This is a genomic window from Sinomonas albida (assembly GCF_004919045.1).
Taxonomy (GTDB): domain Bacteria; phylum Actinomycetota; class Actinomycetes; order Actinomycetales; family Micrococcaceae; genus Sinomonas; species Sinomonas albida.
This window is the reverse complement of sequence record NZ_SWDW01000002.1, coordinates 97,958-120,536: the sequence shown is the minus strand read 5'-3', so window position 1 is coordinate 120,536 and position 22,579 is coordinate 97,958. Positions and strand designations below refer to the sequence as shown.

Below are 22,579 nucleotides of genomic sequence, written 5' to 3'. Positions count from 1 at the left end.
GGGCTGTTAAGTGCGATCCACGCTGAAGACTCTCCTGACGGCTGTCGGCGCCTTGGGGCTCGCGCTGCTTCCCGCTGCCTCGCCGGCATGGGCCACGGATCCCGTGACCATCCCGTCCGGCACCAACATCGTCGACCCGACCAACGCCCTCGGCAGCCGGAAGGGCGACGTCGAGAAGGCCATCTCCGACCTCGTGTCCGGGCAGAAGGTCAACCTCTACGTCGTGGTCGTGGACTCGTTCACGAATCCGAGCGACCGCACGGCGTGGGCGCAGGCCGTGGCCAAGAACAAGCAGATGGGGCGGTCAGACGTCCTCCTCGCGATCGCGAAGTCAGGCACCTACGAAGTCGCGGCGAGCTCATCGAACTCGAAGGTCTATCCCAAGATCGCGAACATCGAACAGAACGCCGTGGTCCCCAACCTTGCCAACGGCAAGAAGGACTTCGCGCAGGCCGCCATCGACACCGCGAAGGCCGTGGGCAACGCCGCGGGTGGCGGAAACGGCGATGTCTCCGACGGAAACGCGACCCCGTGGATCGTGGGCGGCGTGGTCGTGGTGGCAGGGGCTGCCGGGGCGTACGCGCTCTCGCGGCGCCGCCGCCGGTCGATCACCCAGGCGGTCACGGAGTCCGGCGGCCCGGACTCGCTCGCGGGGCTCAGCCTCGACGAACTGCGCAAGCGCGCGAGCGGGCTCCTCGTGCAGGCCGACGACGCCATCAAGTCGGGCGAGCAGGAGCTCGGCTTCGCCGAGGCCTCCTACGGCGCGGAAGCGGTGGGCAACTTCTCGAAGGCCCTGTCCGACGCAAAGTCGCAGCTCAGCGAGTCGTTCAAGCTCCAGCAGCAGCTCGACGACCACATTCCGGACACGCCGCAGCAGCAGCGCGTGTGGCTCGGCGAGATCATCCAGCGCACCGGGGCCGCCATCCAGTCTCTCGCAGACCAGAAGGCCGACTTCGACGCGCTGCGCGAGCTCGAGCGCAATGCCCCTGCGGCCCTCGACAACGTCGACGCCGGGGTGCAGAAGGCGACCGCGCGGCTCGCCGGGGCCGAGCAGTCGCTCACCGCACTCCGGGCCGAGTACGCCGAATCCGCAGTCAAGCAGGTCTCCGACAACATCGCGCAGGCGCAGGACCGCCTGGACTTCGTCCGGTCCGCCTCCGCCCAAGGGCGGCAGAATCTCAGTCAGGGCCAGACGGGCCCGGCGGCGATCTCCGTGCGCGCGGCCGAAGAGGCACTCCACCAGAGCGGCGTGCTTCTCGATGCGATCGACAAGACGTCCGCGGCGCTCAGCTCGGCGAAGGAGAACCTCAACTCCGCCCTCGCGGACACTGAGAACGACCTCGCCCAGGCCAAGGCCATGGCGCAGGGCGGCCAGAACGGCGAGCTGGCAGGACCGATCGCCGGCGTCGAGGCCGCGCTCGCGCAGGCCCGGCAGGAGCTCACGCAAGAGAAGACCGATCCGGTGGCCATCCTCGCGCGGGTGGAGAAGGCGCATCAGCAGCTCGACGACGTCCTGGCGGGCGTCCGGGACAAGGAGCAGCAGGCCCAGCGTGCCGCGGCGTCACTCCAGCAGGCCATCCGCTCCGCCCAAGACGCCATCGGCGCGACGAGCGACTACATCGCCGCGCGCCGAGGCGGAGTAGGCACCGAGGCCCGCACCCGGCTCGCCGAGGCGCAGCGAAACGTCGACTACGCCCTCTCCATCGCGCAGAGCGACCCGACCTCTGCGCTCGCGTATGCGGAGCAGGCCAACTCACTCGCGCAGCAGGCGGCGCAGATCGCCCAGCAGGATGTCGACCAGTTTGCAGGCTTCGGCGGCGGCTGGGGTGGCGGGCGCAACTATGGCGGCGGCATCGGCGGGGCAATTCTCGGCGGCATCCTCATCGACAACATCCTCAACGGCGGACACCACGACGGCGGCGGCTGGGGTGGCGGCGGCTGGGGCGGCGATGGTGGCGGCGGCTGGGGAGGCGACGGGGGCGGCTTCGGCGGCGACGGCGGAGGCTTCGGCGGCGGAGACGGCGGCGGCTTCGGCGGCGACGGCGGAAGCTTCTGATCCAGGACAGCGAATCACCTAGGGCCACGGCACCGGCCGGGGCAGAGAAAGGGAGCACGACGATGGTAAAGCAGTCGATCTTCGGGCGCATCACGCAGTTGGCGAAGGCCAACATCAATGCACTGCTCGACCAGGCCGAGGACCCCCAGAAGATGCTGGACCAGATGGTCCGCGACTACAGCAACAACATCTCGGAGGCGGAGTCGGCGATCGCGCAGACCATCGGCAACCTCCGGATGCTGCAAGACGACCACGCTGAAGACATCAAGGCGGCACAGGACTGGGGCAACAAGGCCCTCGCGGCGTCGCGCAAGGCAGACGAGTTCCGGGCGGCCGGGAATGCCGCGGACGCGCAGAAGTTCGACAACCTTGCGAAGGTCGCGATCCAGCGCCAGATGTCTGCCGAGAACGAGGCGAAGGCCGCCGAGCCGACGATCGCGTCCCAAAGCGAAATCGTGGACCGGCTCAAGACCGGTCTCGACCAGATGAAGGGCAAGCTCAACGAGCTCACGTCGAAGCGCAACGAGCTCGTGGCCCGCAGCCGGACGGCCGCCGCGCAGACTCAGGTGAACGACGCCCTCAAGAGCATCGACATCATGGATCCCACGAGCGAGGTGGGCCGCTTCGAGGAGAAGGTCCGCCGCGAAGAGGCTCGCGTACGCGGCCAGCAGGAGCTGGCTGCGAGCAGCCTCGACTCGCAGTTCAATCAGCTCGAGGACCTCGGTGAGCAGACCGAGGTCGAGGCGCGGCTTGCCGCCCTCAAGCAGGGTTCGTCGGCACCCGCCGCCCTCTCGGCAGGCACGGGCGGTGCCCGCACTGCGGGCAAGGGGAACGCCGACGAGCTCCCCGTCGTCGACGAGGCGGACTTCGACAAGCTCTGAGGCTTGTTCTGAGGCTTGGCAGGTCCGGTCAGGGCTCAAGAAGCCTCGTGAGGCCTCAGGAAAGCAGCCGGGCCAAAGCAGTCGGGCCCGGAAATCCATAAGGGTTTCCGGGCCCGATTCGTTGCGGGGACAGGATTTGAACCTGCGACCTCTGGGTTATGAGCCCAGCGAGCTACCGAACTGCTCCACCCCGCGGCGCAGTGGATACGTTACCAAGCGGTGAACGTCGAGCCAAATCGGGGGTGTGCGGCCAGCACCGGAGGGCGGGTACCCGCGACGCGTTGGCGGGCCCGACCGTTGGGCCCGCCACGGTTGAGTACCCGCGACGCGGCAAGCACAACACGTTGAGGGGCCCGCGATCCGTCGGCAAGCACAACACGTTGAGTACCCGCCACGCGTCGGCAAGCACAACACGTTGAGTACCCGCCACGCGTCGGCAAGCACAACACGTAGAGGGGCCCGCGGCCGCCGTCTTCACGACTGGCCGCGGGCCCGGACGGCTTCAGGCTATTTGCTCGGGCTGGGCGTGGGGGTTGGAGACGCGGATCCTGAGGGGCTCGGCGTCGCCCCGGACGAGCCTTGGTTCTGCGCCCCCGGGATCTTCGACTCCGCGGTGATTGCCCGCTGCACGGCATCCGAGAGGCGCTTCTGCGCGTCGCCGTACGCCGTGAAATCGCCCTTCGAGAGCGCGGACTGGCTGTCCTGAAGCGCCTGTTTGGCGTCGTTCAGGGCCTGATTGAGCTGCGAGGTCGCGTCACTCGCGCCGGGCGGTGCAGCCGTGGGCGGCGGCTGGCTCGTGCCTCCCGTGCCAGAGGTGGTGGATCCAGTGCCTCCGAACAGCGCATTGAGGGCGTCCGGGAGCGTCGGGGCGAAGCCCACCTTGTCGCCGAACGCCACGAGGACACGTTGGAGGGTGGGATAGGACGTCGCGCCGGTCGACTGCACGTAGACCGGCTGGACGTACAGGAGCCCGCCGCCCACCGGTAGCGTCAGAAGGTTCCCGTTCTGGACCTTCGACGCGCCCTGTCTCAAGAGGTTGAGCGACGTCGAGACGCTCGGATCAGAATCGAAGCGCGACTGGACCTGCCCGGGTCCGGGCACGGTCGTGTCCGTCGGCAGCCTCAGCAGCCTGAGCTTGCCGTATTCGGATCCCTTGACGCCAGCCTTGTTGCCGGCGTCCGAGTCGGCCGCGAGGAATCCGTACATGACGTCGCGGGACTTGCCGGCCTCGACTGTCTGCGGGATGAAGCTCGACGTCAGCTGGAACGCCGGCGCCTTCTGATCCGGCATCTGGAGCGACATGTAGTACGGCGGCTGCTTGGCGCCGCTCGACTGGGTCGGGTCGGCCGGGACGCTCCACACGTCGTTGTTGTCGTAGAAGCTCGCGGGATCCGTCACGTGATACCGCGTGAGGAGTTCGCGCTGAACCTTGAACAGATCCTCTGGGTAGCGCACGTGGCTCATGAGCGAACCAGACATCGCGGACAGCGGCTTGACGGTCGTGGGGAAGACCTTCTCCCAGGTCTTGAGCACAGGGTCCTGGTCATCCCACGCGTACAGGTTCACCGAGCCGTCGAAGGCATCGACGGTGGCCTTCACGGAGTTGCGGATGTAGTTGACGCTCGACGCCGGCAGGGCCGCGTTGCGGCCGGTGCCGGTCTGGGAGTCGGTCGTCACCTGCTGGAGCTGCTGCTGCTGGGAGTACGGGAAGTACTGGCTCGTCGTGTAGCCGTCCACGATCCACTTGACGCGGCCGTCCACGATCGCGGGGTACGCCGTGCCGTCGAGCGTCAGATACGGCGCGATCTTCTGCACCCGCGTGCGCGGATCGCGGTCGTACAGGATCTGCGACTTGTCGTTGACGCCGTCGGTGAAGAGCAGGTCGGTGCTCTGGAACTTGATCGCGTAGACGAGGCGGTTGAAGAGGTTCCCGACGTTGGGGCCGCCGTTGCCGGTGTACGTGTACAGCGTGTCCGACTGACTGCCCTGCGGCTTGTCCTGCTCGCGGGGCTGGGAGCCCGCAGCACCGCCGACGATCGAGTAGTCGGGTGAATACTGACCGAAATAGATCCGCGGCTGGTAGGTGTCCTCCGTGCCCAGAACCCCCGTGGACGGGATGCCGGACTGCATGAATACCGGCTTGCCGTCCGTCGTGGCCTGATTGCCGTACGCCGCGACCACGCCGTAGCCATGCGTGTAGACGATGTGCGTGTTGTACCAGGACTGCTGGTTCGGACTCAGCCCCCCGAGGTTGAGCTCGCGGACCGAGATGATCGTGTCCTGGACCTTGTTGTCCAGTGCGTAGCGGTCCACATTGAGCGCCGAGGAGAACTGGTAGTAGGGGCGGTACTGCTCGAGCTGCTGGAACGTCGAGGAGACGAGCGACGGGTCGAACAGCCGGACACTCGCCGTGGTCTGCGCGTCCTGGGCGAGGGCGGACTGGCTCGCGGACGTGGTCGCGTTGTACGGACTCACCTCGACGTTGTCCAACCCGTAGGCCTCGCGGGTGAGCGAGATGTTGCGGTTGATGTAAGGACTCTCGAGCGTCTTCTCCGACGGCGTCACCTGGAACTGCTGGATGACCCACGGGTACAGCCCACCGGCGAAGATCCCCGTGATGACGAGCATCGCGGTCCCGATGAGCGGGAGGCGCCAACGACCGATCGCCGCGGCAATGAAGAACAGGATGGCCACGATCGTCGCGGCGACGGCGAGAATGGCCTGGGTGGGGATGACCGCATTGACGTCCGTGTACATCGCGCCGGACCATCGCGGATACGAGTTCTGCAAGGTCGTGTAGCGGTCGAGCCAGAAGTTCACCGCGATGAGAAGGAGCAGGACGCCCCCGCTGATCGCCAGATGCAGGTGCGCAGCCCGCGCCGTGTAGATCCCCTGCTCACGGATTCGGATGGACCCGTAGAGGTAGTGGGTCAGGAGGCCCGCGATGCCCGCGATCACGACAACCCCGAGCAGGTAGCCCACCAGCGTCCCGATGAACGGCAGCGTGAACATGTAGAAGCCCATGTCGAGACCGAACTGCGGATCGGTCTGGCCGAACGGGACCTGGTTGAAGAAGAGCACGACCTTCTGCCACTGGCTCGCGGCCGCCGCGCCCGCGAACAGGCCGAAGACAATGGGCACGCCCGCCATGACGACGCGTCGCACCGGTTCGAGCTGCGCTTGGTACCGGCTCAGTGCGTCCTGGGGGCCGCCGTCGGGCGCGTAGACGGGACGCGCGCGGTAGGCGAGTTTAATCGCCGCGTACACCGAGACACCCATGCCGAGCCCGCCCACGACGAAGACGAGGCTCCGAGCGAGGTTCTGCGTGATGAAGACCTGGATGAAGCCCAGCTGCTGGTACCACAGGACATCCGACCAGACCTGGGCGAAGAACACGAAGCCGACCACCAGGACGACCGCGATGATGATCGTCGGGATGAGGGGACCGCGCCGCTTCCTCAGGGGTCGCGGGCTGCTGCCTTCTGGACGGGCTGTCACAGTTACCTCTTCACTAGGTGGGCGCGATGCAGCTGGGGCACGCAGAGCACCCCGCCTAAGTCAAGCACGGACCGGCCGCGCACGGAGTTCCCCCTGCTCACGGCGTTATGGGTAACGATTCGGCGTCGGTCACGGCTGCGGCCCGAGGACTACTTCGTGCACTGGGGCAGCGAGGCTGGATTGCCGCCCTGGGCGTAGGTTTCGACGGCCTTGCGCGCCCCGTCGAGCGTGTCGACGCGGACCACGGAGAGCCCGTCCGGGACGTGCCCCACGACGTCGCTGCAGTTGCCTCCCGGCGCGAGGAAGAGGGTCGCGCCGTGCGAGCGGGCACCCTTCATCTTCTGGACGATGCCGCCGATCGCCCCCACCGACCCGTCCGGCGAAATCGTCCCCGTTCCGGCGATCTGCTTCCCGTTGGTGAGATCGCCTGGCGTGAGCTTGTCGATGACTCCCAGCGCGAACATCATTCCGGCGCTTGGGCCTCCGACCTGGCTCAGTCCGAAGTCGACCTTGAACGGGAACGAGAACGCGTACGTGACCGTGAAGCCCAGGAGGTAGTGGCCTTGACCCGCGTCCCGGGGTGTGATCGAGACCGTCTGCGGCTGGCCGTTGCGCTCGAAGCCCACGTCGATCGGCTTGCCCTGCGAGGCAGCCACGATCTTCTGCACCGCCGCGAGCGAGTCGACGTGCTGGCCCGCGACGCTCACAATCGAGTCGCCAGGCTGGAGCTTGCCGGCGGACGCCGAATTGTCCACCAGCGCCGCGACCTTGATCTGCTGCGTGAACTGGACCGAGAGGCTCTTGAGGGCGGCAGCGACGGCGTTGTCCTGCGAATTCTGCATCTCCGTCGCGTTCTCCTGGCTCACCTGCTGCCGCGTGGTGCCCTTGGGGTAGACGGAGTCGACCGGCGTGATCGTCTCCGACGGGTCGAGCGCAGCACGGATGAGGCCGAGCAGGCTCACATCCGAGTTCGGGCCGCCCTCGACATAGACCGTGGTCAGGTCAAGCTCCCCGTGGGCCGGATACGTCTCGTGGCCCTGGATGGAGATGAGGTCCTTGCCGTTGTCCGTCCCGAGAGTGTTGTAGACGGGGCCCGGGAGCTCCACGAGATACGGGACCGGGACGGTCCATACGACGGCGCCCAGCGCGAGCGCGGCGATGCCTGCGACGACGGTGACGAGCCCCCGGCCCTTGGGCAGCGCGGTCCGCGGTCGCTGCGGCAGCCCGCCGTCGTCGGTCGGCGGCGCGCCAGCCGACGGCGGCGCGCCTCCGCTCGCGGAGTCGCCGTCCGTCGGGGTGACGCTGCTGCTCACGCCGCGCCTTTCCGCGGCGCGAAAGCCGCTGTGCTCGGGTATCTCTGCTCTCCAGCGTAGTATTCGCACAGCCCCCGCGCGGCCTCGCCGCGCCCTGCTGTGCCCACAGCGAAAGGCCCCAACCGCGCGAAGACAGCCGCGCCCCCGCGCGGTACCGTGAGGTTGACTGTTCCCACCAGTGATCGGCGGCATCATGACCACTCCGGACAAGCCTCACGGAAACGGCGAGGATCCCCAGGATCCCCTCGCCGAGCTCTTCGCCAAGCTCATGGGCGGCGAAGGCCTTGATGGGGTCGACCCGGCCGAGATCGCCAAGGCGGCGGGGCTCCCGAATGACCCCGCGATGCTCCAGCAGATGTTCGAGCAGGTCCAGTCGATGATGGCCTCTTCGGCTGGCGAGGGGCCCGTCAACTGGGAGCTCGCCCACGAGCATGCGCGCCGCTCGGCCGCCATGACGTCCGACCCCTCGGTCTCAGCCGTTCAGAACCGCAGCGTGGACGAGGCCCTGCGCCTCGCCGAACTGTGGCTCGACAACGTGACCGATCTCCCCTCGACCGGGCTCATTGGCCGCGGCTGGTCGCGTGCCGAGTGGATCGAGGCCACCATGGGCACGTGGCGTCGCCTCACCGAGCCGGTCGCGAACAGCGTCGCGACGGCCCTCTCCACGGCGATCAGCGAGCAGCTGCCCGAGGAGATGAAGGGCATGCTCGGCGGCGCGACGTCGATGCTCCAGAACATGGGCGGGGCGATCTTCGGCATGCAGCTCGGCGCGGCCATCGGCGCGCTCTCGGGCGAGGTCGTGAGCGCGTCCGACATCGGCGTCCCGCTCGTCGACCTCGAGATGGCGCTCCTGCCCGCGAATATCGTGAAGTTCGGCGAGGGCCTCGGGCTCCCGGAGAGCGACGTGCGCCTCTACCTCGCCGTGCGCGAGGCCGCTCACGCGCGCCTCTTCATGCACGTTCCGTGGCTCCGCGGCCACCTGCTCGGCGCGATCGAGGACTACGCCCGTGGCATCCACATCGACGTCTCGCGCATCGAGGAACTCGCGCGCGAGGTCGATCCGCGGAACCCCGAGTCGATCCAAGAGGCGCTCCAGGGCGGCGTCTTCATGCCGGAGCGGACCCCGCAGCAGGATGCGGCGCTCGCGAAGCTCGAGACGGCGCTCGCCCTGGTCGAAGGCTGGGTCGACGAGCTCACGGCGGCCGCGACCGACGGCGTCCTGCCGTCCGCGCCCGCCCTCCGTGAGGCCGTCCGGCGGCGGCGGGCGACCGGCGGTCCCGCCGAGCACGCGTTCGCGTCCCTCGTGGGACTCGAGCTGCGACCGCGCCGGCTCCGGGACGCCGCCAAGCTATGGTCCTCCCTCAGGGACGAACGCGGTGTGTCGGGCCGCGACGCCATCTGGCGGCATCCGGACCTGCTGCCCACGGCCGAGGACCTCGACGATCCGACGGGCTTCAGCGCCCGGCGCTCGGCTGCCGAGGCGCAGGAGACCGAGGTGGACGCCGCGCTGGAGAAGCTGCTCTCGGGCGGCTTCGACGCCAAGCCCGAAGGCGAGGGCCATGACGGCGGCAACGAAGGCGGGTCCCCCGGCAAGGACAGCGCCCCCGGCGAAGCCCCGAAGGGCGACACGAAGGACAACCCGAAGGACAACACGAAGGGCGGCGCAGAGGACGACGGCGGCGAGGAGCCTTCCGCGGGTCGGTGACCGGCGGGTTGGGCGTGCCAGCCGTTGGGCGTGCCGGCCGGAGTGCCGGCCGGCTCTAGTGCCGGCCGGCTCTGACGACCTCTAGTCGATGTCCTCAACGACGTGGCCGAACGGCACCCTGTCGTCGAGGTGCGCCTGGAGGACGTGCGGATCGATCACGACGCGCACGCCCATTTCGGCGTCTGCCGCCGACTGGAGGAGGATGGGCCGGACCGTCTCGATGAACTCCGCGTCCCGGCCCTCGAGGTACTTCTTGTAGCTCGCAGGAAGCTCAGCCATGGCCCAGATTCTAGGACTCGGGCGTCCCACCGTTAAGGCCTCGCGCCGCCGCAAATGAGACGCCTTCCAGGAACGCCTTCGCCTCCGCAACCCGCGGGTATGCTGCGACGGCCGCCCAGAATTCGGGGGTGTGGCCCGCGACAAGCAGATGCGCGAGCTCGTGGACGAGGACGTAGTCGACGACCCACTCCGGCATCCCCTCGAGCTGGTGCGAAAGCCGAATGCTGCGGTCCGACGGCGTGCACGAGCCCCAGCGCGAGTTCTGGTTCGTGACCCACCGGACTGACGCAGGCTTGGCACGTCCGCCGAGGTAGCGGCCAGAGAGTTCGAGCGCGCGGGCCATGAGCTCCGTGTCGCTTCGCCGGCCACCACGGCGGGCCGAGCTCTTCTCGAGCCGCTCGACCATGCGTCGCACCCAGTGTTCCTCCTCGGCCTTCGAGAAGCGCGCGGGGATCGCGACGACCGCCGTCCCGCCCTCCCAGAAGGCGCTCACCGTCTTGCGGCGCCTTGCGGAGCGGCGAACGTCGACGGGCGGCTGACCCGGCAGCACAGCAGACGGGTGACCCGGTGGCACAGCAGACGGGCCAGCCGGTAGCACAGCAGGCCTCCGGGCAGGCGGTGGGTTCAGACCGCGCCGCGCGCGGCCCCGCCCCGGCGCTGAAGCTGCGCCGTCACGCGCCACGGAGCAGCTCCAGGACGGCGTCGCCGTAGCGGTCGAGTTTGGCCTTGCCTACGCCCGCAACCTTGGAAAGGTCCTCGAGGCTCGCTGGCTTCGCCTCGGCGATCGCCGTGAGCGTCGCGTCGGTGAAGACGACGAAGGCCGGGACGTCCGATTCGCGGGCGCGCTCGAGCCGCCACGCGCGCAACGATTCGAAAGTCGCCTCGTCGTATGACGGCGGGCAGTCGCTGCACCGGCCGACCTTCCGCTCCGCCCCGGTTTCAAGCACGGCCCCGCAGACCCGGCATACGGCGGGCCCCTTGTATTCGCGCCGACGGCGGGACGACGCGCCGCCCGCGGGTCCCGCCGTCGTCCGCATCGAACCGGGCCGCAGCCCGTCGAGGAAGCGCGACGGGCGGCGGTGGGCGCGGCCGCCCGGCGTGCGCGCCAGCGACCACGAGAGGTGAAGGAAATGCCGGGCCCTCGTGATGCCGACGTAGAGGAGGCGGCGCTCCTCGTCGACGGTCACGGGCGTGTCCGCGAACGAGATGGGGACGAGCCCCTCGCTCAGTCCCACGAGGAACACGGCGTCCCACTCAAGTCCCTTGGCCGCGTGGAGCGACGCGAGCGTGACGCCTTGAACCGCGGGGGCGTGCTGGGCGGTCGAGCGCTCCTGGAGCTCGAGGACGAATTCGGGGAGGCCAAAGGCTTCGCCTCGGCTCGTCGAGAGCTCGTCCGCGAGCGCCACGAGCGCGGACAGCGACTCCCAGCGCTCTCTCGTCGCTCCGCTTCCGCTCGGGGCCACGTCGGAATAGCCGAGAGACGAGAGCACGTCCCGGACCGACTGACCGAGCCCCACGCCGTCCGGCTGGGCGCGGGCGGCCGTGCGGAGCTGGAGGATCGCGTCCCGCACCTCACGCCGATTGAAGAAGCGCTCCCCGCCACGCAGCTGGTATCCGATGCCCGCGGCGCTCAGCGCCTGCTCGAAAGCCTCGGACTGGCCATTGGTGCGGAACAGCACGGCGATGTCCTTGGGCTGGATGCCCTCCGCCACGAGCTCGCCGATGCGCTTGACGACGGCGGCGGCCTCGGCTTCGTCGTCCGCGCACTCGGCGAACTCCGGCTCAGGGCCCGGAGGGCGCTGGGCCAGGAGCTGGAGCGGCTCCGCCCAGAGGCGGTCCGCGGCAGGCCCGCCGCTGCGGCGCGAGCCCAGAAGGCGGTTGGCGAGCTGGACGACCTGTGGCGTGGACCGGTAGTCGCGCACGAGCTTGACGAGGGTCGCCTCGGGGTAGCGCTTCCCGAACTCGAGCAGGTGGGCCGAGGTGGCACCCGTGAACGAGTAAATGGTCTGGCTTGCGTCCCCCACGACGCACAGCTCGTCGCGGCCGCCGAGCCACAGCTCGAGGAGCCGCTGCTGCAGGGGCGAGACGTCCTGGTACTCATCGACCACGAAGTGCCGGTACTGCTCGCGGACCTGGGCCGCGACCTTGGCGTCTTCCTGCAGGATGCCGACGGTGATGAGCAGGACATCCTCGAAGTCGATGAGGTTCCGGTCCACCTTGACGTCCTCGTAGGCCTGGAACAGGCGCGCGACCGTGGCCGGTTGGAGGCCGCCGGGCTCGCCCCGGCCCGGGGCGCCCTCGAGGTACGTGGCGGGCGTGAGCATCGAGACCTTGGCCCATTCGAGTTCGGACGCGAGGTCGCGGATCGCCGCGCGGTCCACCGTGAGGCGGAGCCGCCGGGCCGCCTCGGCGATGGCCTGGGCCTTGTGCTCGAGGAGCCCAGGGAGTTGCCCGCCCACGGCCTGTGGCCAGAAGTACTGGAGCTGACGCAGGGCGGCGGCGTGGAACGTCCGGGCCTGTACTCCCCCGGCGCCGAGGTCGCGGAGCCGGCTCCGCATCTCTGCCGCTGCGCGGGCGGTGAACGTCACGGCGAGGAGCCGCTGCGGCTGGAAGACGCCGGTCTGGACTCCGTACGCGATGCGATGGGTGATCGCGCGGGTCTTGCCCGTGCCCGCGCCTGCGAGGACGCAGAGGGGGCCCTGGAGGGTCGTTGCGACGGCGCGCTGTTCGTCGTCGAGCCCGCCGAGGAGGCGTTCCTCGAGGGAGGCTGCGTCGCCGGTCATCGGCGCACCGTGGTGGCGGTCGGCTCGGCGATCGGGCCGCCGTTCCAGTGCTCGATGAGGGCGCGAGAGATCGAGGTCCTGCTGGGCAGCGTCACCTCTCCGGAGGACACCGCGGCCTGGAGCTCGTCGCGGTCGAACCAGCGTGCGCGCACCACCTCTTGTCCGTCGGGCCGCGCGACCGTGTCCTCGGTGCGCGCCGTGAACCCGAGCATGAGGGACGCCGGGAACGGCCACGGCTGCGAGCCCAGATACTGGCACTCGGTGACCCTCACGCCCACCTCCTCTGCGATCTCCCGCACGACCGCCTGCTCGAGCGACTCCCCCGGCTCGACGAAGCCCGCGAGAGTCGAGAACATCGTGGAGCGCATGCGCGCGCCGCGACCCAGGAGCAGGCGGCCGTCCGGCCCGACGACGGTGACGATGATCGCGGGATCAGTGCGGGGGAAGTGCTCGGAGCTGTCCATGGGGCATACACGCACCCAGCCGCTCATGACCACGTTGGTCGCCTCGCCGCAGCGAGGACACCGGGGATGCGTCTCGTGCCAGTTCGCGATCGCGTTGGCCTCGAGCAGGACGCTGGCCTCGAAGGGGTCCATGGAAGGGCCCACCTCGCGGAATCCGGACCAGTGGGTGGCGGTTGGCAGGAGCGCGGACCCCGGGCCGGCCGGCTCGGACATGACACCGGCGATCGGCTCGACTGGCTCGGGAAGCACCACAAGGACGACGTCGGAGCCCGCCGCGTGCGCGAGACCGCCGCGCGCGCCCGCGGTAGCCTCCGGGACGCGGCCCAGATAGACGACGAGGCCTGAGAGCCACTCGCGCGGGAGTTCCGCGGCCGGGAGCGCGACGAGCGCCTCGCCGTCCATGGCGGCCCGCCGCTGCGAGAGCAGGATCGCGAGAGTGCCCTGGTTGCGCAGCACGCCCGCCAGGAACGAGGCGTCCGCGCGCTCCTCGCTGCGCCGGTCGAGCGCGGCCCGTACGACGGGCAGAAGATGGGGCGAGAGCACTCCCGCCGCGGGGCCGGACCCATCGCCAAGAGTGCCTGTGGCCCAGCCGCCACCCCGGGCTTCGGGGATCGGCTGGGCGTGCGATGCGGCGCGGTCGGGCACTGAGGTCATAGTCCTACCGTACTGAGCCGGACCGACAGTCGCATGCGCGGGCCTCGCCCTGTGGAAACTGCGGGTCTGGGGACACGCCGCGTGGGGCCGTGATCCGCCCGGCGTCGCGGGCTACCGTGGACAAGGTGAGACGTACCCCCATGGAGCTGGCCGCTTTGGCGACCGCCGCGGTGCCCGGGCTCGAGCCCGTCGCGGTAGGCCCGTCGCCCGACGACGCGACGGACTTTGATTCGGCCCTCATCCGGGGCGCCGACGGGCGCAGCTGGCGTGTGCGGTCCCCGCGAGGCACGGAGGCCAGCGCCCGCCTCGAGACCGAACTGCTCGTGCTGCGGGCCTTCAGCCCGGCCGTGCGCGCCGAGCTCCCGTTCCAGCTCCCCGCCGTCGCCGGCACCGTGCGCATGGACGGCCTCACGACGTGCGTCTACACCCACCTTGCGGGTTCCATCCGCGAGCTCGGAGACCTGGCCAGCGGCGGACAGCGCCTTGTCAGGGACATCGGCGGCGCGCTCTCCGCGATCCATGCCCTCCCCCACGCGCTCGTGGACCGGGCCGACCTCCCGGCCTACTCCGCGAACGAGTTCCGGCAGCGCCGGCTCAACGAGCTGGACCAGGCCGCGACGACGGGGAAGATCCCTCCCGTCCTCCTGCGCAGGTGGGAGAACGCCCTCGAAGACGTGAGCATGTGGCGATTCAACCCGACGGTCGTCCACGGCGACCTGCACGAGGACAATCTCCTCGTCGACGACGGACGCATCACGGCTGTCACGGGTTGGACCGACTTGCGCGTCGGCGATCCCGCGGACGACATCGCGTGGCTCGTGGCCTCCAACGAACCCGAGTTCGTCGACGCTGTGATCGCGGCCTATCACGAAGCCCGCGAGGAGCCGGTGGACCCGCACCTCCTGAGGCGGGCCGCCCTCGCGGCCGAATTCGCGCTCGCCCAATACCTCGTCAAGGCCCTGGCGCTCGGCGACCGCGAGGCCGCGGCCGACGGCGAGGACATGCTTTCGCAGCTCGCCTCGGACATCGAGGCCCAGGACGCCGCCGAGGCGGCCGACCGCGAAGCCGAGGCCCGCGAGGCCGAGGCCCGGCAGGCCACAGCTCGTGAGGCCGCAGCCAGGCAGACCGCGGCCCGAGAGGCCGCAGCCCGAGAGGCCGCGCAGCAGCAGGACACCCCGACTGCTGCGACGCCGATCGTCGCGCCGCCGCATCGTGCACCAGCCCAGGCGGAGGACACCCCGACCGCAGCGACACCGATCGTTCCGGCGCGGCCGATCGTCCCAGCGCCTTCGCGCGGGCCCGCTCAGCCCGACCGAAAGCCTTCCTCGAGTGGTCCCGCGCCGGGTGCACCGACGCTCGGAAACCACGACGTCGAACCTCCCACGGATGCGATTCCGGTCGTCGGCGGCTGGCATGGGGGCCTCGGCGCGGAGTAGCGCGGGACGCGGGGGCAAGTGCGGGGTCACGCGGGCGCGGGGTCACGCGGGCGTGAGTCGTACGAGAGCAAGTGACGCAGCTGTGGCTCGCGCAGGCCTGAGCCACGCAGGCCTGAGCATGCCAGCGCGAATCAGGCGAGCGCGTCGGCGATGAGTCGCTCGAGCTCCGCTTCCCCGGCGAGCCTTTCCGGCCGCACGACGCGCCCATCCGCGAGGTACAGGAAGGCCGCCCTGACCTCGCTGAGCGGCACTCCGTGAAGGCGCGACCACGCGAGCCGATAGACCGCCAGCTGCACGGCCCGCGCCTGCGCCTGCGCCTCGCGCCCGCTCGGGGCGCGGCCGGTCTTCCAGTCGACGAGATCCCAAGTTCCGTCCGCATCGCGGAAAACGGCGTCGATGCGCCCGCGGACGACGACGGGCCCCACCCGCGTCTCGATCGGTACCTCGATGAAAGCGGGACTCCGGTTGGCCCACGCCGAGGCCCTGAAGACGTCCACGAACGACTGCAGCTCGTACGCCTCGTCGACGAACTCGTCGGCGTGATCCAGCCCCTCGAGATCGAGCATCGCGCTCTGGGCGTAATACTCCTCGACCCAGGCATGGAAGGCCGTCCCGCGGCGTGCCGAGACACCGGGCCGGCGCGGGACCGGGCGCCGGAGCTGCCGAACGACGGCCCCGGGATCCTCCCCCAAGGCCACGAGCGTCGAGGCCGAAACGTGTTCGGGCAGCCTGACCCCGGAGCCGTCCACGGCGCGGGAGCGCTCCGCGAGCAGCAGATCCGCTTCCCGCGCCCACGCTGCGGCACGCGGGGAGCGAACGCTCGGCGGGAACGGCGCTCCCGGCGCATCGGCATGTGCAGCTGCCGGGAGCGGCGCTTCCGACGCGGCGGCACGCGGGGAGCGAACGCTCGGCGGAAGGCTCCCCTCCGGCGAGGCGCCGTCGTCCGGTGAGGCGCCGTCGTCGTCGGCCGCGACGGTGCCCGCGGTGCCCTCGCTGCCATGAAGCGCGGCGAGCACACCGGCCGCGGCCCGCTCGAGCGCGGCCCTCCGGCCCCGAGCAAGGCTCCTGCGGCGGCCGGTCGCGGAGTCGAGCGGCCCCTCGAGGGGGTCGTAGGGCCACACGGCCGCCTCGGGCTCCGCGTGGAGCGGATTCTCGTCCGGCAGCTCGGAGTCCTCGACCCACGCGGCCACGTCGAAGCCGTGCTCTGCCGCGGCCTCCTTGAGTTCCACGAGGAACGGTGACGGCGCCATCGGCTTCGCCCGGCTCGCCGACCAGGCCGAACCGCTCACGACGAGCAGGTCCTTCGCACGAGTGAAGGCGACGTAGGCAAGCCGCCGCTCCTCGCGTTCGGCGTGGGCATCGGCGTCCTCGGAGAAAGCCCGCTCCGCGTCGACCCACCCCTTCTGGTCCGGCTGGTCGGTGTCCCACTGAGGGAGCTCGTGGCGGTCCCCCCGCAAGGGCCACGGCAGAGCCGACGAGCCGCTCGTCCAGCGGTCGTTGCCCCCGCTCGGGAAGGCGCCCTGGTTGAGGCCTGCGACCACGACGGCGTCCCACTCGAGCCCCTTCGAGGCGTGCACGGTCAGGAGCTGGACGGCACCGGGAATCGGTTCGCTCGGTGCCATGTCGAGGCCTGACTCCTCCTGGGCGGCGGCGTCGAGCCACGAGAGGAAGGCCAGGAGCTCCGAGGACGTGGACTGCGCGAGGAACGACGCGGCCCCCTCCTGGAACGCGTCGAGGTTTCGCCTCGCCTGATGGACGGAGGCGCCCGGGCGGGCGGCGAGCTCGATGTCGAGGAGGAGCGACCGCTCGACATGGGCGATGAGGGTGCCGAGCTCGTCAGAGCTGAGTGTCCTGAGCATGCGGAGCTCGTTCCGCAGCCGGCCCAGCCGGGCGAGCCCCTCGGCGCTGATCGAGCGGCCGACGCCGGACACCCAGTCGGCGCGAGGAAGGCGGTCGATCGCTTCGACGAGGCTTGACGCGTCGGCGAGATCCCCCTCGACGACCGCCTCGTCGGCCGTGCCGGGCGCGTCGAGGTCCTGCTCGCTGGGACGGGCGGCTTGGGCCCGGCGCGCGGCAAGGTGTCTGGACCAGTCGGCGAGCGCCATGAGGTCCGCGGGTCCCACCCGCCAGCGCGCGCCCGTCATGAGCCGAACGAGTGAGTCCGACCGGCCAGGGTCGGCGATGACCCGCAGCGTGCTCACGACGTCGATGACCTCGGGCGTGTCGAGGAGCCCGCCGAGACCCACGACCTCGTAGGGCACGCCGCGCAGCTCAAGCTCGCGCCGGACGGAGCCGAACTGGGCGCGCTTGCGGCACAGGACGGCCATGGTGGGCAGTGCCGGCTCGGCGGTGTGCCGTCCAGCCGGGGCCGAACCGGCGTCGCGGCCCAGCGCGACCCCGCGCGATCGTGCAAAGGCCTCGAGCTCGCCGACGGCGGCTCGCGCCTCCTCGAGCTCGTCGGCGAACCGGCCGAGCACCACGCGCCCGGCGGTCGCCACTGGACTCGGCTCGAGCGTCCGGACATCCGCGGGCGTAGCCCGCTGGGCATACGGGGCGGGTCGGCGCAGGGGCTCCGAGGCGATGTTCGCGGTCGCGAGCACCGACACGCTGTTGCGCCACGCCGTCGTCAGATGGCTCACGGCCGCGCGCGCCCTGCCCCCGCCCTCGAGAACGCGCGGGAACGTCGAGGGGAACGTCGCGAGCTGACCCGCCGAAGCGCCGCGGAAGCCATAGATCGACTGGTTCGGATCGCCGACGGCCATGACCGAGTGCCCGCCCCCGAAAAGCTGCGAGAACAGGAGGGTCTGGGCGTGCGACGTGTCCTGGAATTCGTCGAGGAGGACGGCCGCGTACTGCGAGCGGAGGAGGCGGCCAGCCTCGGGGACGTCCCTCGCGATGCGGGCAGCCAGCGCCACGAGGTCCCCGTAGTCGAGGGCTCCGCGCCGGCGCTTGGCCTCGGCGAACCGTGCCACGAGGCCCGCGACGGCCCTCCGCGAGCGCAGCCCCGCGAGCAGCTTCGACGCGGCCGCGGCCGGACCGCGCCCGCCGCCTGCGACGAGCGGGAGCGCGCGCAGCCGGGTCTCCTCGGCGTCGAGCCAGCCTTCGACGTCGGCCGGGTCCTGGAGGTGCTCGGCGCATTCCGAGGCGAGCATCATGACGGCGCCCACGAGCGTGCTCTTCGCGGGGAAGCCCTCCCAGATGTCGCCGTCGTACGCCTCGACGACGCTCGCGGCAAGCTGCCAGGACTGTGCCGCGCCGAGCAGCACCGCGTCGCGCTCGACGCCGATGCGCAGCCCGTGATCCTGCACGATCGTGTTCGCGAACGAGTGGTACGTGGATACCGTCGGGTCCATCGCCTCCGGATCCAGCACACCGTCGGCGAGGTCGATCCCGTGCTGGCGTGCCGCGCGGCTGAGCTTCGCGAGCTGCGCCCGGATGCGCGCGGACAGCTCCCCGGCAGCCTTGCGGGTGAACGTGACACCGAGGATCTCATCCGGCCGGACCCAGCCATTCGCGACAAGCCAGACGACGCGTTCGGCCATGGTCGCTGTCTTGCCCGACCCGGCGCCCGCCACGACGAGACGGGGCTCGAGGGGGGACGCGATGATCTCCGACTGCTGCGCCGTCGGAACGTGCTGGCCAAGCAGCTCGGCGAGCGCTTCGGGCGTGAATCGGGGTGCTGGCAGCCCAGCCCCGGCCGGGTCGGTTGGCGCGGCGAGCGCGTTGTCGAGATCGATCGTCATTCAGTCACCTGCCGTCCCCGCGAGCACAGCGGGCAGATCTCTGGAAGCCTGCAGCCCCCGGCGAAGCCTGCGCCCGGCTCGTGCCGCGCCTCGAATTCGTGTCCTGACATGGCCTCCGCGGCGCGTTCGACGAGCTCGACAGCCCACGCCGGGTCCTCCAGCGCGGGCTGCTGCTGGATCGCCACGTTCTTGGCCGAGTCTCCGAGCTGAACGAGCTCGGCTCCCCCGGGCAGATATGGCCCAGCGGCTTGTTCGGCTCGCGCGAGCTCCTCGCCCGCAGGGCCGAGACCCGCGTCCGAGGTCTCCGCGAAGGCCCCTGCCGCAATCGCCACCTGATAGGCGGCAAGCTGCCCATGGCGCGGAACGTCCGCGGACCTCGGCTTGCTCTTGCCCGTCTTGAGGTCCACGACCACGAGGCGTCCCTCCGCGTCACGCTCGAGGCGGTCGACCTGGCCGCGGATAACCGTGCGCTGCGCGATCGGACCTTCCCCGATGCGGTCCAGACTCGCCTCGAAATCGGCTTCGACGCCGACGAGCTCGCGGCGGGTCCCGCGGACGTACTGGGCGAGCTTGCCGAGCATCGTCTTGGCGCGCTCGTGTTCGCGCCGGCCCTCCCACGTGTCCGGGTGCCCGAGGCTCGGCCACCGCCGCTCGAGCTCCGCGAGGAGCTCCTCGGCCGTGCCGTGGGGCTTCTCCTGGGCGATGGCGTGGACGAGCGTGCCGAGGCTCCGCGCGAAATCGGTCGCGGCTTCGCCGCCGGCGGCCGAGACGAACCAGTCGAGAGGGTTCTTGACGGCCGTCTCGACCCGCGACGGCGAGACGTACACGGTCTGCTCGGGCGGCACGACGGGTCCCGTGCTCGTGAGAGGTGCAAGACCGTACCAGTCCTCGGGATGCGCTCCCGGCACGTCAGCCCGCACAAGCCGGGCGAGAAGCTCGGCGGCCGCCGCGGCGTCGCGCCCGCCCTCCTCTGCGGACTGGCGGAGCTCTGCGACGAGCGGCCTGAGTCCGAGGCTCCGCGGCACATTGGTGTAGGGCCGCAGGGCCGTGCCCAGTGGCAGCGGATCGACGAGGTCCAAGAACGCGGACGGCACGTCGTCCTCCGAGCGGACGCCCGTGCACACGAGCCTCCCACGCGTCCGCGACACGGCGGCGGAGAACATGCGCAGCTCGTCGTAGCGGATGTCCCTGAGGCGGGCTCGGGGGCTCACAAGCATTGCGTCGACCGGCCCGATCTCGAGGCAGTCCGTGAACATCGTGCTTCCCAGCAGCTCGCCCCGCAGCCGATTGTTGGGCCACACCCCGTCCTGGACCCCCGCGACGAACACGAGGCCCCACTCGCGCCCGGCGGCGCTTGCAGGCGTGAGGAGCTCGACGGCGTCGTCCGCTTGGGCGCGCGGCGCCAAGGTGTCCATCGGGATCTCCTGCTCGAGCAGGTAGTCGAGAAACTGCCCCGGTGAGGCCCCGGGAAGCCGGTCGACGTACCGCTCGGCCGTGTGGAAGAGCGCCATGAGCGCGTCGAGGTCCCGGTCTGCCCGCAGGCCGATCGGGCCGCCTCCCAGCGCAAGGCCATACCAGCGCTTCGCGAGCCCGGCAGCGTCCCAGAGCGCCCACAGGACCGTCTCCGCCGTAGCCCCGGGCTCCGCCGCTGCGGCGCGGCCGCGCTCCAGCATGCGAGCCACGCGCCGCGCCGCCTGCGCCTCCGTCCCGAGCTCTGCGAGGGCGGCGGGGTCGCCAAGCGATTCCACGAGGAGGGCGTCGCTCGCCCGGCCGCCGCCGGCGGAGAGCTCGAGCTGGCGCAGGGACTGCCGCAGTCGCCTGAGCTCGAGCGCGGACGCGCCCCCGATGCGGGAGCCAAGGAGCTCGACGACAGTCTCCGGCGTGAGCTCGGCGGGATCCAGGGCAATGCGGTACGCGGTCAGGAGCGGGCGCACGGCGGCTTCGTCCCGCACCGCCGTCTCCGCGACCGGGACCTTGACGGGGATCCCCTGCGAGGCGAGGAAACGCTGGACTTGGGCGAGCTTCGCGCCCGACCGCACCATGACGGCCATGTCCCCGTAGCCCGCGCCGCCCAGGAGATGGGCGTCCTGGATCCGGTGGGCGATATAGCGCAGCTCATGCATCGGCGAGTGCAGGACGTGGGCCTCGACGGAGCTCGACGGGTCGACGAGCGTCTCGTGCTCGAGCTGTCTCGCCGCCTGCCCTCCGGGCACCGCTGAGATCCGCGCCGCCACGCTTCGCCACGCCTCGGCGACGGCGGGCGGCATGCGGTGCGATGTTGCCAGCGAGCGCTCGGTGAGCCCGCCGAGCAGGTCGCCGAGCCGCGCGACCAGCTCGGGGCGGGCGCCGCGGAAGCCTTGGACCACGACGTCGGGGGCGGCCGAGGCGATCACGTCACGGCCACGGCCCAGCACCGAGAGGAGCTCTAACACGGCCGGGTTGGCCTCCTGGACGTCGTCGACGACGAGGAGCTCGAGCCGCGCACGCTCGGCCTCGAGGAGGGCAGGATCGTCGAGCAGGATCTGCCGGGCCGCGGTGATGATGCCGGCGGGGTCGAAGGCCTCGGGCATGCGGAGCTCGAGCACGTCGCGGTATTCGCGATAGAGCTCCGCCGCCGCCTCCCATTCGGGCCTGCCGGTGCGCCGACCCAGCTCCGCGAGCTCGCGCGCCGTCGTGCCGTACTCGGTGACACGATCGAAGAGCTCACGGACCTCATGCCGGAAGCCCCGCGTGGACAGCGCCGCGCCGAGGCTGGGAGGCCACGCCGGCCCGCGACCCATGGCCCGATGGCCCTCGAGGAGTTCCTTGACGATGAGATCCTGCTCGGCTCCCGAGAGGAGCCGCGGCGCCCGGGGAAGCCAGTCGAGCCGCCCCTCGGCGCGGGCCCGGCGGATGAGGTCGAACGCGTACGACTGCCACGTGCGGGCCGGCGGCGCGCTCAGGCTGCGGTCGAGCCGCGCCGTGAAACCGTCCCGCAGCCGGGCGGACGCCACGCGGGCCGGGGCGAGGATCAGGACGCGCGCCGGGTCGACGCCGTCGCGCTCCACCCGCAACGCCGCCGCCTCGACGAGGACGCGGCTCTTCCCGGTGCCGGGGGCGCCCCACACGAGGACGGGGCCGACGCCAAGGCGGAGGTCCAGGACGGAGCGCTGGTCCGGAGAGGGGCTCCACCCTTCTGACGAAGATCGCGGAAGCGGGGGCAGGAGCCGGAGCGCTGCGGCGTCCTCCGGAGTCCTCGCGACGGAAGCGGTCATGGCTGGATCCCATCATCCGGGTCCGACATTCTTGCGCGCGGCCCGTGGCGACGTTCCCACAGCTCGTCGGCGACAACGTCCACGGAGTCGAGTTCGGCGTCGTCGGGCGCCCAGCGCGCACGCTGCATGTCGACCCGCCACGACCCCTCGCCGGGCTTGCCGCGCAGCGGCGTGCCCTCGTCGAGATAGTGCGCGAGGGCCTCGCTCTCGAGTCCGTCCGGCGCGCCGCCGCTCGCCTTGATGACCCGCCACCACGGCACGTGGCTCCCGTGGTGGGACATGACCGACCCGACCTGCCGTGGCCCCCCGGCGCCGAGGAGCTCGGCCACGTCGCCGTAGGCGAGGACGCAACCGGGAGGGACGAGTTCGACGACCGACAGCACAGCCTCCACGAACTCGTCCCGCATCGTCCCAGCCTAGGCTGCGGTGGTCCGGCTTCCGGTGCGCCATGCGGGTGCGGCGCGGACATGGTGTGCAACGCCGTCGCGGCGCGTGGTCGCCTCGTCGAATGCT

The 22,579-nt window shown here is 70.9% G+C and carries 13 protein-coding genes and 1 tRNA gene; 4 read left to right on the top strand and 10 right to left on the bottom strand.

Features of this window, described 5'->3' with window-relative positions:
* The first annotated feature begins 10 nt into the window (after positions 1-10).
* The gene (locus E6A26_RS02420) at positions 11-2,056 is read left to right on the top strand and encodes a TPM domain-containing protein (protein ID WP_136609601.1); all 2,046 of its coding nucleotides are present in this window, start codon (positions 11-13) and stop codon (positions 2,054-2,056) included.
* A 62-nt stretch (positions 2,057-2,118) separates the two neighbouring features.
* Positions 2,119-2,937 (top strand): PspA/IM30 family protein, encoded by an 819-nt coding sequence (locus E6A26_RS02415; protein ID WP_136609600.1) that lies wholly within the window; start codon positions 2,119-2,121, stop codon positions 2,935-2,937.
* A gap of 121 nt (positions 2,938-3,058) precedes the next feature.
* On the opposite strand, the gene E6A26_RS02410 is transcribed toward E6A26_RS02415, so the two are convergent.
* The 3 genes from E6A26_RS02410 to E6A26_RS02400 all read right to left on the bottom strand — a co-directional run bounded on the left by E6A26_RS02410 (position 3,059) and on the right by E6A26_RS02400 (position 7,748).
* Positions 3,059-3,132: transfer RNA gene (locus tag E6A26_RS02410), tRNA-Met, on the bottom strand.
* A gap of 312 nt (positions 3,133-3,444) precedes the next feature.
* Positions 3,445-6,435, bottom strand: a complete 2,991-nt coding sequence (locus E6A26_RS02405) for a UPF0182 family membrane protein (protein WP_211128908.1) — start codon at positions 6,433-6,435, stop codon at positions 3,445-3,447.
* A 149-nt stretch (positions 6,436-6,584) separates the two neighbouring features.
* Positions 6,585-7,748: a YlbL family protein gene (locus E6A26_RS02400; RefSeq protein WP_234864920.1), complete on the bottom strand. Its 1,164-nt coding sequence runs from the start codon at positions 7,746-7,748 to the stop codon at positions 6,585-6,587.
* A gap of 193 nt (positions 7,749-7,941) precedes the next feature.
* Between E6A26_RS02400 and E6A26_RS02395 the strand changes: the two genes are divergently transcribed.
* Positions 7,942-9,453, top strand: a complete 1,512-nt coding sequence (locus E6A26_RS02395) for a zinc-dependent metalloprotease (RefSeq protein WP_211128906.1) — start codon at positions 7,942-7,944, stop codon at positions 9,451-9,453.
* An 81-nt stretch (positions 9,454-9,534) separates the two neighbouring features.
* On the opposite strand, the gene E6A26_RS02390 is transcribed toward E6A26_RS02395, so the two are convergent.
* The 4 genes from E6A26_RS02390 to nudC form a co-directional block, all read right to left on the bottom strand.
* The gene (locus E6A26_RS02390; RefSeq protein ID WP_136609598.1) at positions 9,535-9,732 is read right to left on the bottom strand and encodes a hypothetical protein; all 198 of its coding nucleotides are present in this window, start codon (positions 9,730-9,732) and stop codon (positions 9,535-9,537) included.
* Between the two features lie 10 nt (positions 9,733-9,742).
* Complete coding sequence (locus E6A26_RS02385) at positions 9,743-10,306, bottom strand: M48 family metallopeptidase (protein ID WP_136609597.1); 564 nt, start codon at positions 10,304-10,306, stop codon at positions 9,743-9,745.
* Positions 10,307-10,403: 97 nt separating this feature from the next.
* On the bottom strand, positions 10,404-12,515 hold the full coding sequence (locus E6A26_RS02380; RefSeq protein ID WP_136609596.1) for an ATP-dependent DNA helicase UvrD2: 2,112 nt from the start codon (positions 12,513-12,515) through the stop codon (positions 10,404-10,406).
* Positions 12,512-13,633, bottom strand: coding sequence for an NAD(+) diphosphatase (nudC, locus tag E6A26_RS02375; RefSeq protein WP_136609595.1), 1,122 nt, complete (start codon positions 13,631-13,633; stop codon positions 12,512-12,514). The genes E6A26_RS02380 and nudC overlap by 4 nt, the downstream gene beginning before the upstream one ends.
* A gap of 125 nt (positions 13,634-13,758) precedes the next feature.
* Between nudC and E6A26_RS02370 the strand changes: the two genes are divergently transcribed.
* Positions 13,759-15,069: a macrolide 2'-phosphotransferase gene (locus tag E6A26_RS02370; RefSeq protein ID WP_136609594.1), complete on the top strand. Its 1,311-nt coding sequence runs from the start codon at positions 13,759-13,761 to the stop codon at positions 15,067-15,069.
* 131 nt (positions 15,070-15,200) lie between these two features.
* On the opposite strand, the gene E6A26_RS02365 is transcribed toward E6A26_RS02370, so the two are convergent.
* The 3 genes from E6A26_RS02365 to E6A26_RS02355 are packed head-to-tail and all read right to left on the bottom strand — an operon-like array spanning position 15,201 to position 22,473.
* Positions 15,201-18,812 carry an ATP-dependent helicase gene (locus E6A26_RS02365; RefSeq protein WP_136609593.1) on the bottom strand — a complete coding sequence of 1,204 codons (3,612 nt, stop codon included), beginning with the start codon at positions 18,810-18,812 and terminating at the stop codon, positions 15,201-15,203.
* Entirely contained in the window at positions 18,809-22,066 is a 3,258-nt protein-coding gene (locus E6A26_RS02360; protein ID WP_136609592.1) for an ATP-dependent helicase, read from the bottom strand. The genes E6A26_RS02365 and E6A26_RS02360 overlap by 4 nt, the downstream gene beginning before the upstream one ends.
* Entirely contained in the window at positions 22,063-22,473 is a 411-nt protein-coding gene (locus E6A26_RS02355) for an MGMT family protein (RefSeq protein ID WP_136609591.1), read from the bottom strand. Before E6A26_RS02355 ends, E6A26_RS02360 begins: the two co-directional genes overlap by 4 nt.
* Positions 22,474-22,579 lie beyond the last annotated feature (106 nt).

Bases quoted from the DNA above. Each gene is read 5' to 3' on its own strand.
- E6A26_RS02365 (WP_136609593.1), bottom strand. From the start codon at position 18,812: ATGACGATCGATCTCGACAACGCGCTCGCCGCGCCAACCGACCCGGCC.
- E6A26_RS02360 (WP_136609592.1), bottom strand. From the start codon at position 22,066: ATGACCGCTTCCGTCGCGAGGACTCCGGAGGACGCCGCAGCGCTCCGG.
- nudC (WP_136609595.1), bottom strand. From the start codon at position 13,633: ATGACCTCAGTGCCCGACCGCGCCGCATCGCACGCCCAGCCGATCCCC.
- E6A26_RS02380 (WP_136609596.1), bottom strand. From the start codon at position 12,515: ATGACCGGCGACGCAGCCTCCCTCGAGGAACGCCTCCTCGGCGGGCTC.
- E6A26_RS02395 (WP_211128906.1), top strand. From the start codon at position 7,942: ATGACCACTCCGGACAAGCCTCACGGAAACGGCGAGGATCCCCAGGAT.
- E6A26_RS02415 (WP_136609600.1), top strand. From the start codon at position 2,119: ATGGTAAAGCAGTCGATCTTCGGGCGCATCACGCAGTTGGCGAAGGCC.
- E6A26_RS02390 (WP_136609598.1), bottom strand. From the start codon at position 9,732: ATGGCTGAGCTTCCTGCGAGCTACAAGAAGTACCTCGAGGGCCGGGAC.
- E6A26_RS02355 (WP_136609591.1), bottom strand. From the start codon at position 22,473: ATGCGGGACGAGTTCGTGGAGGCTGTGCTGTCGGTCGTCGAACTCGTC.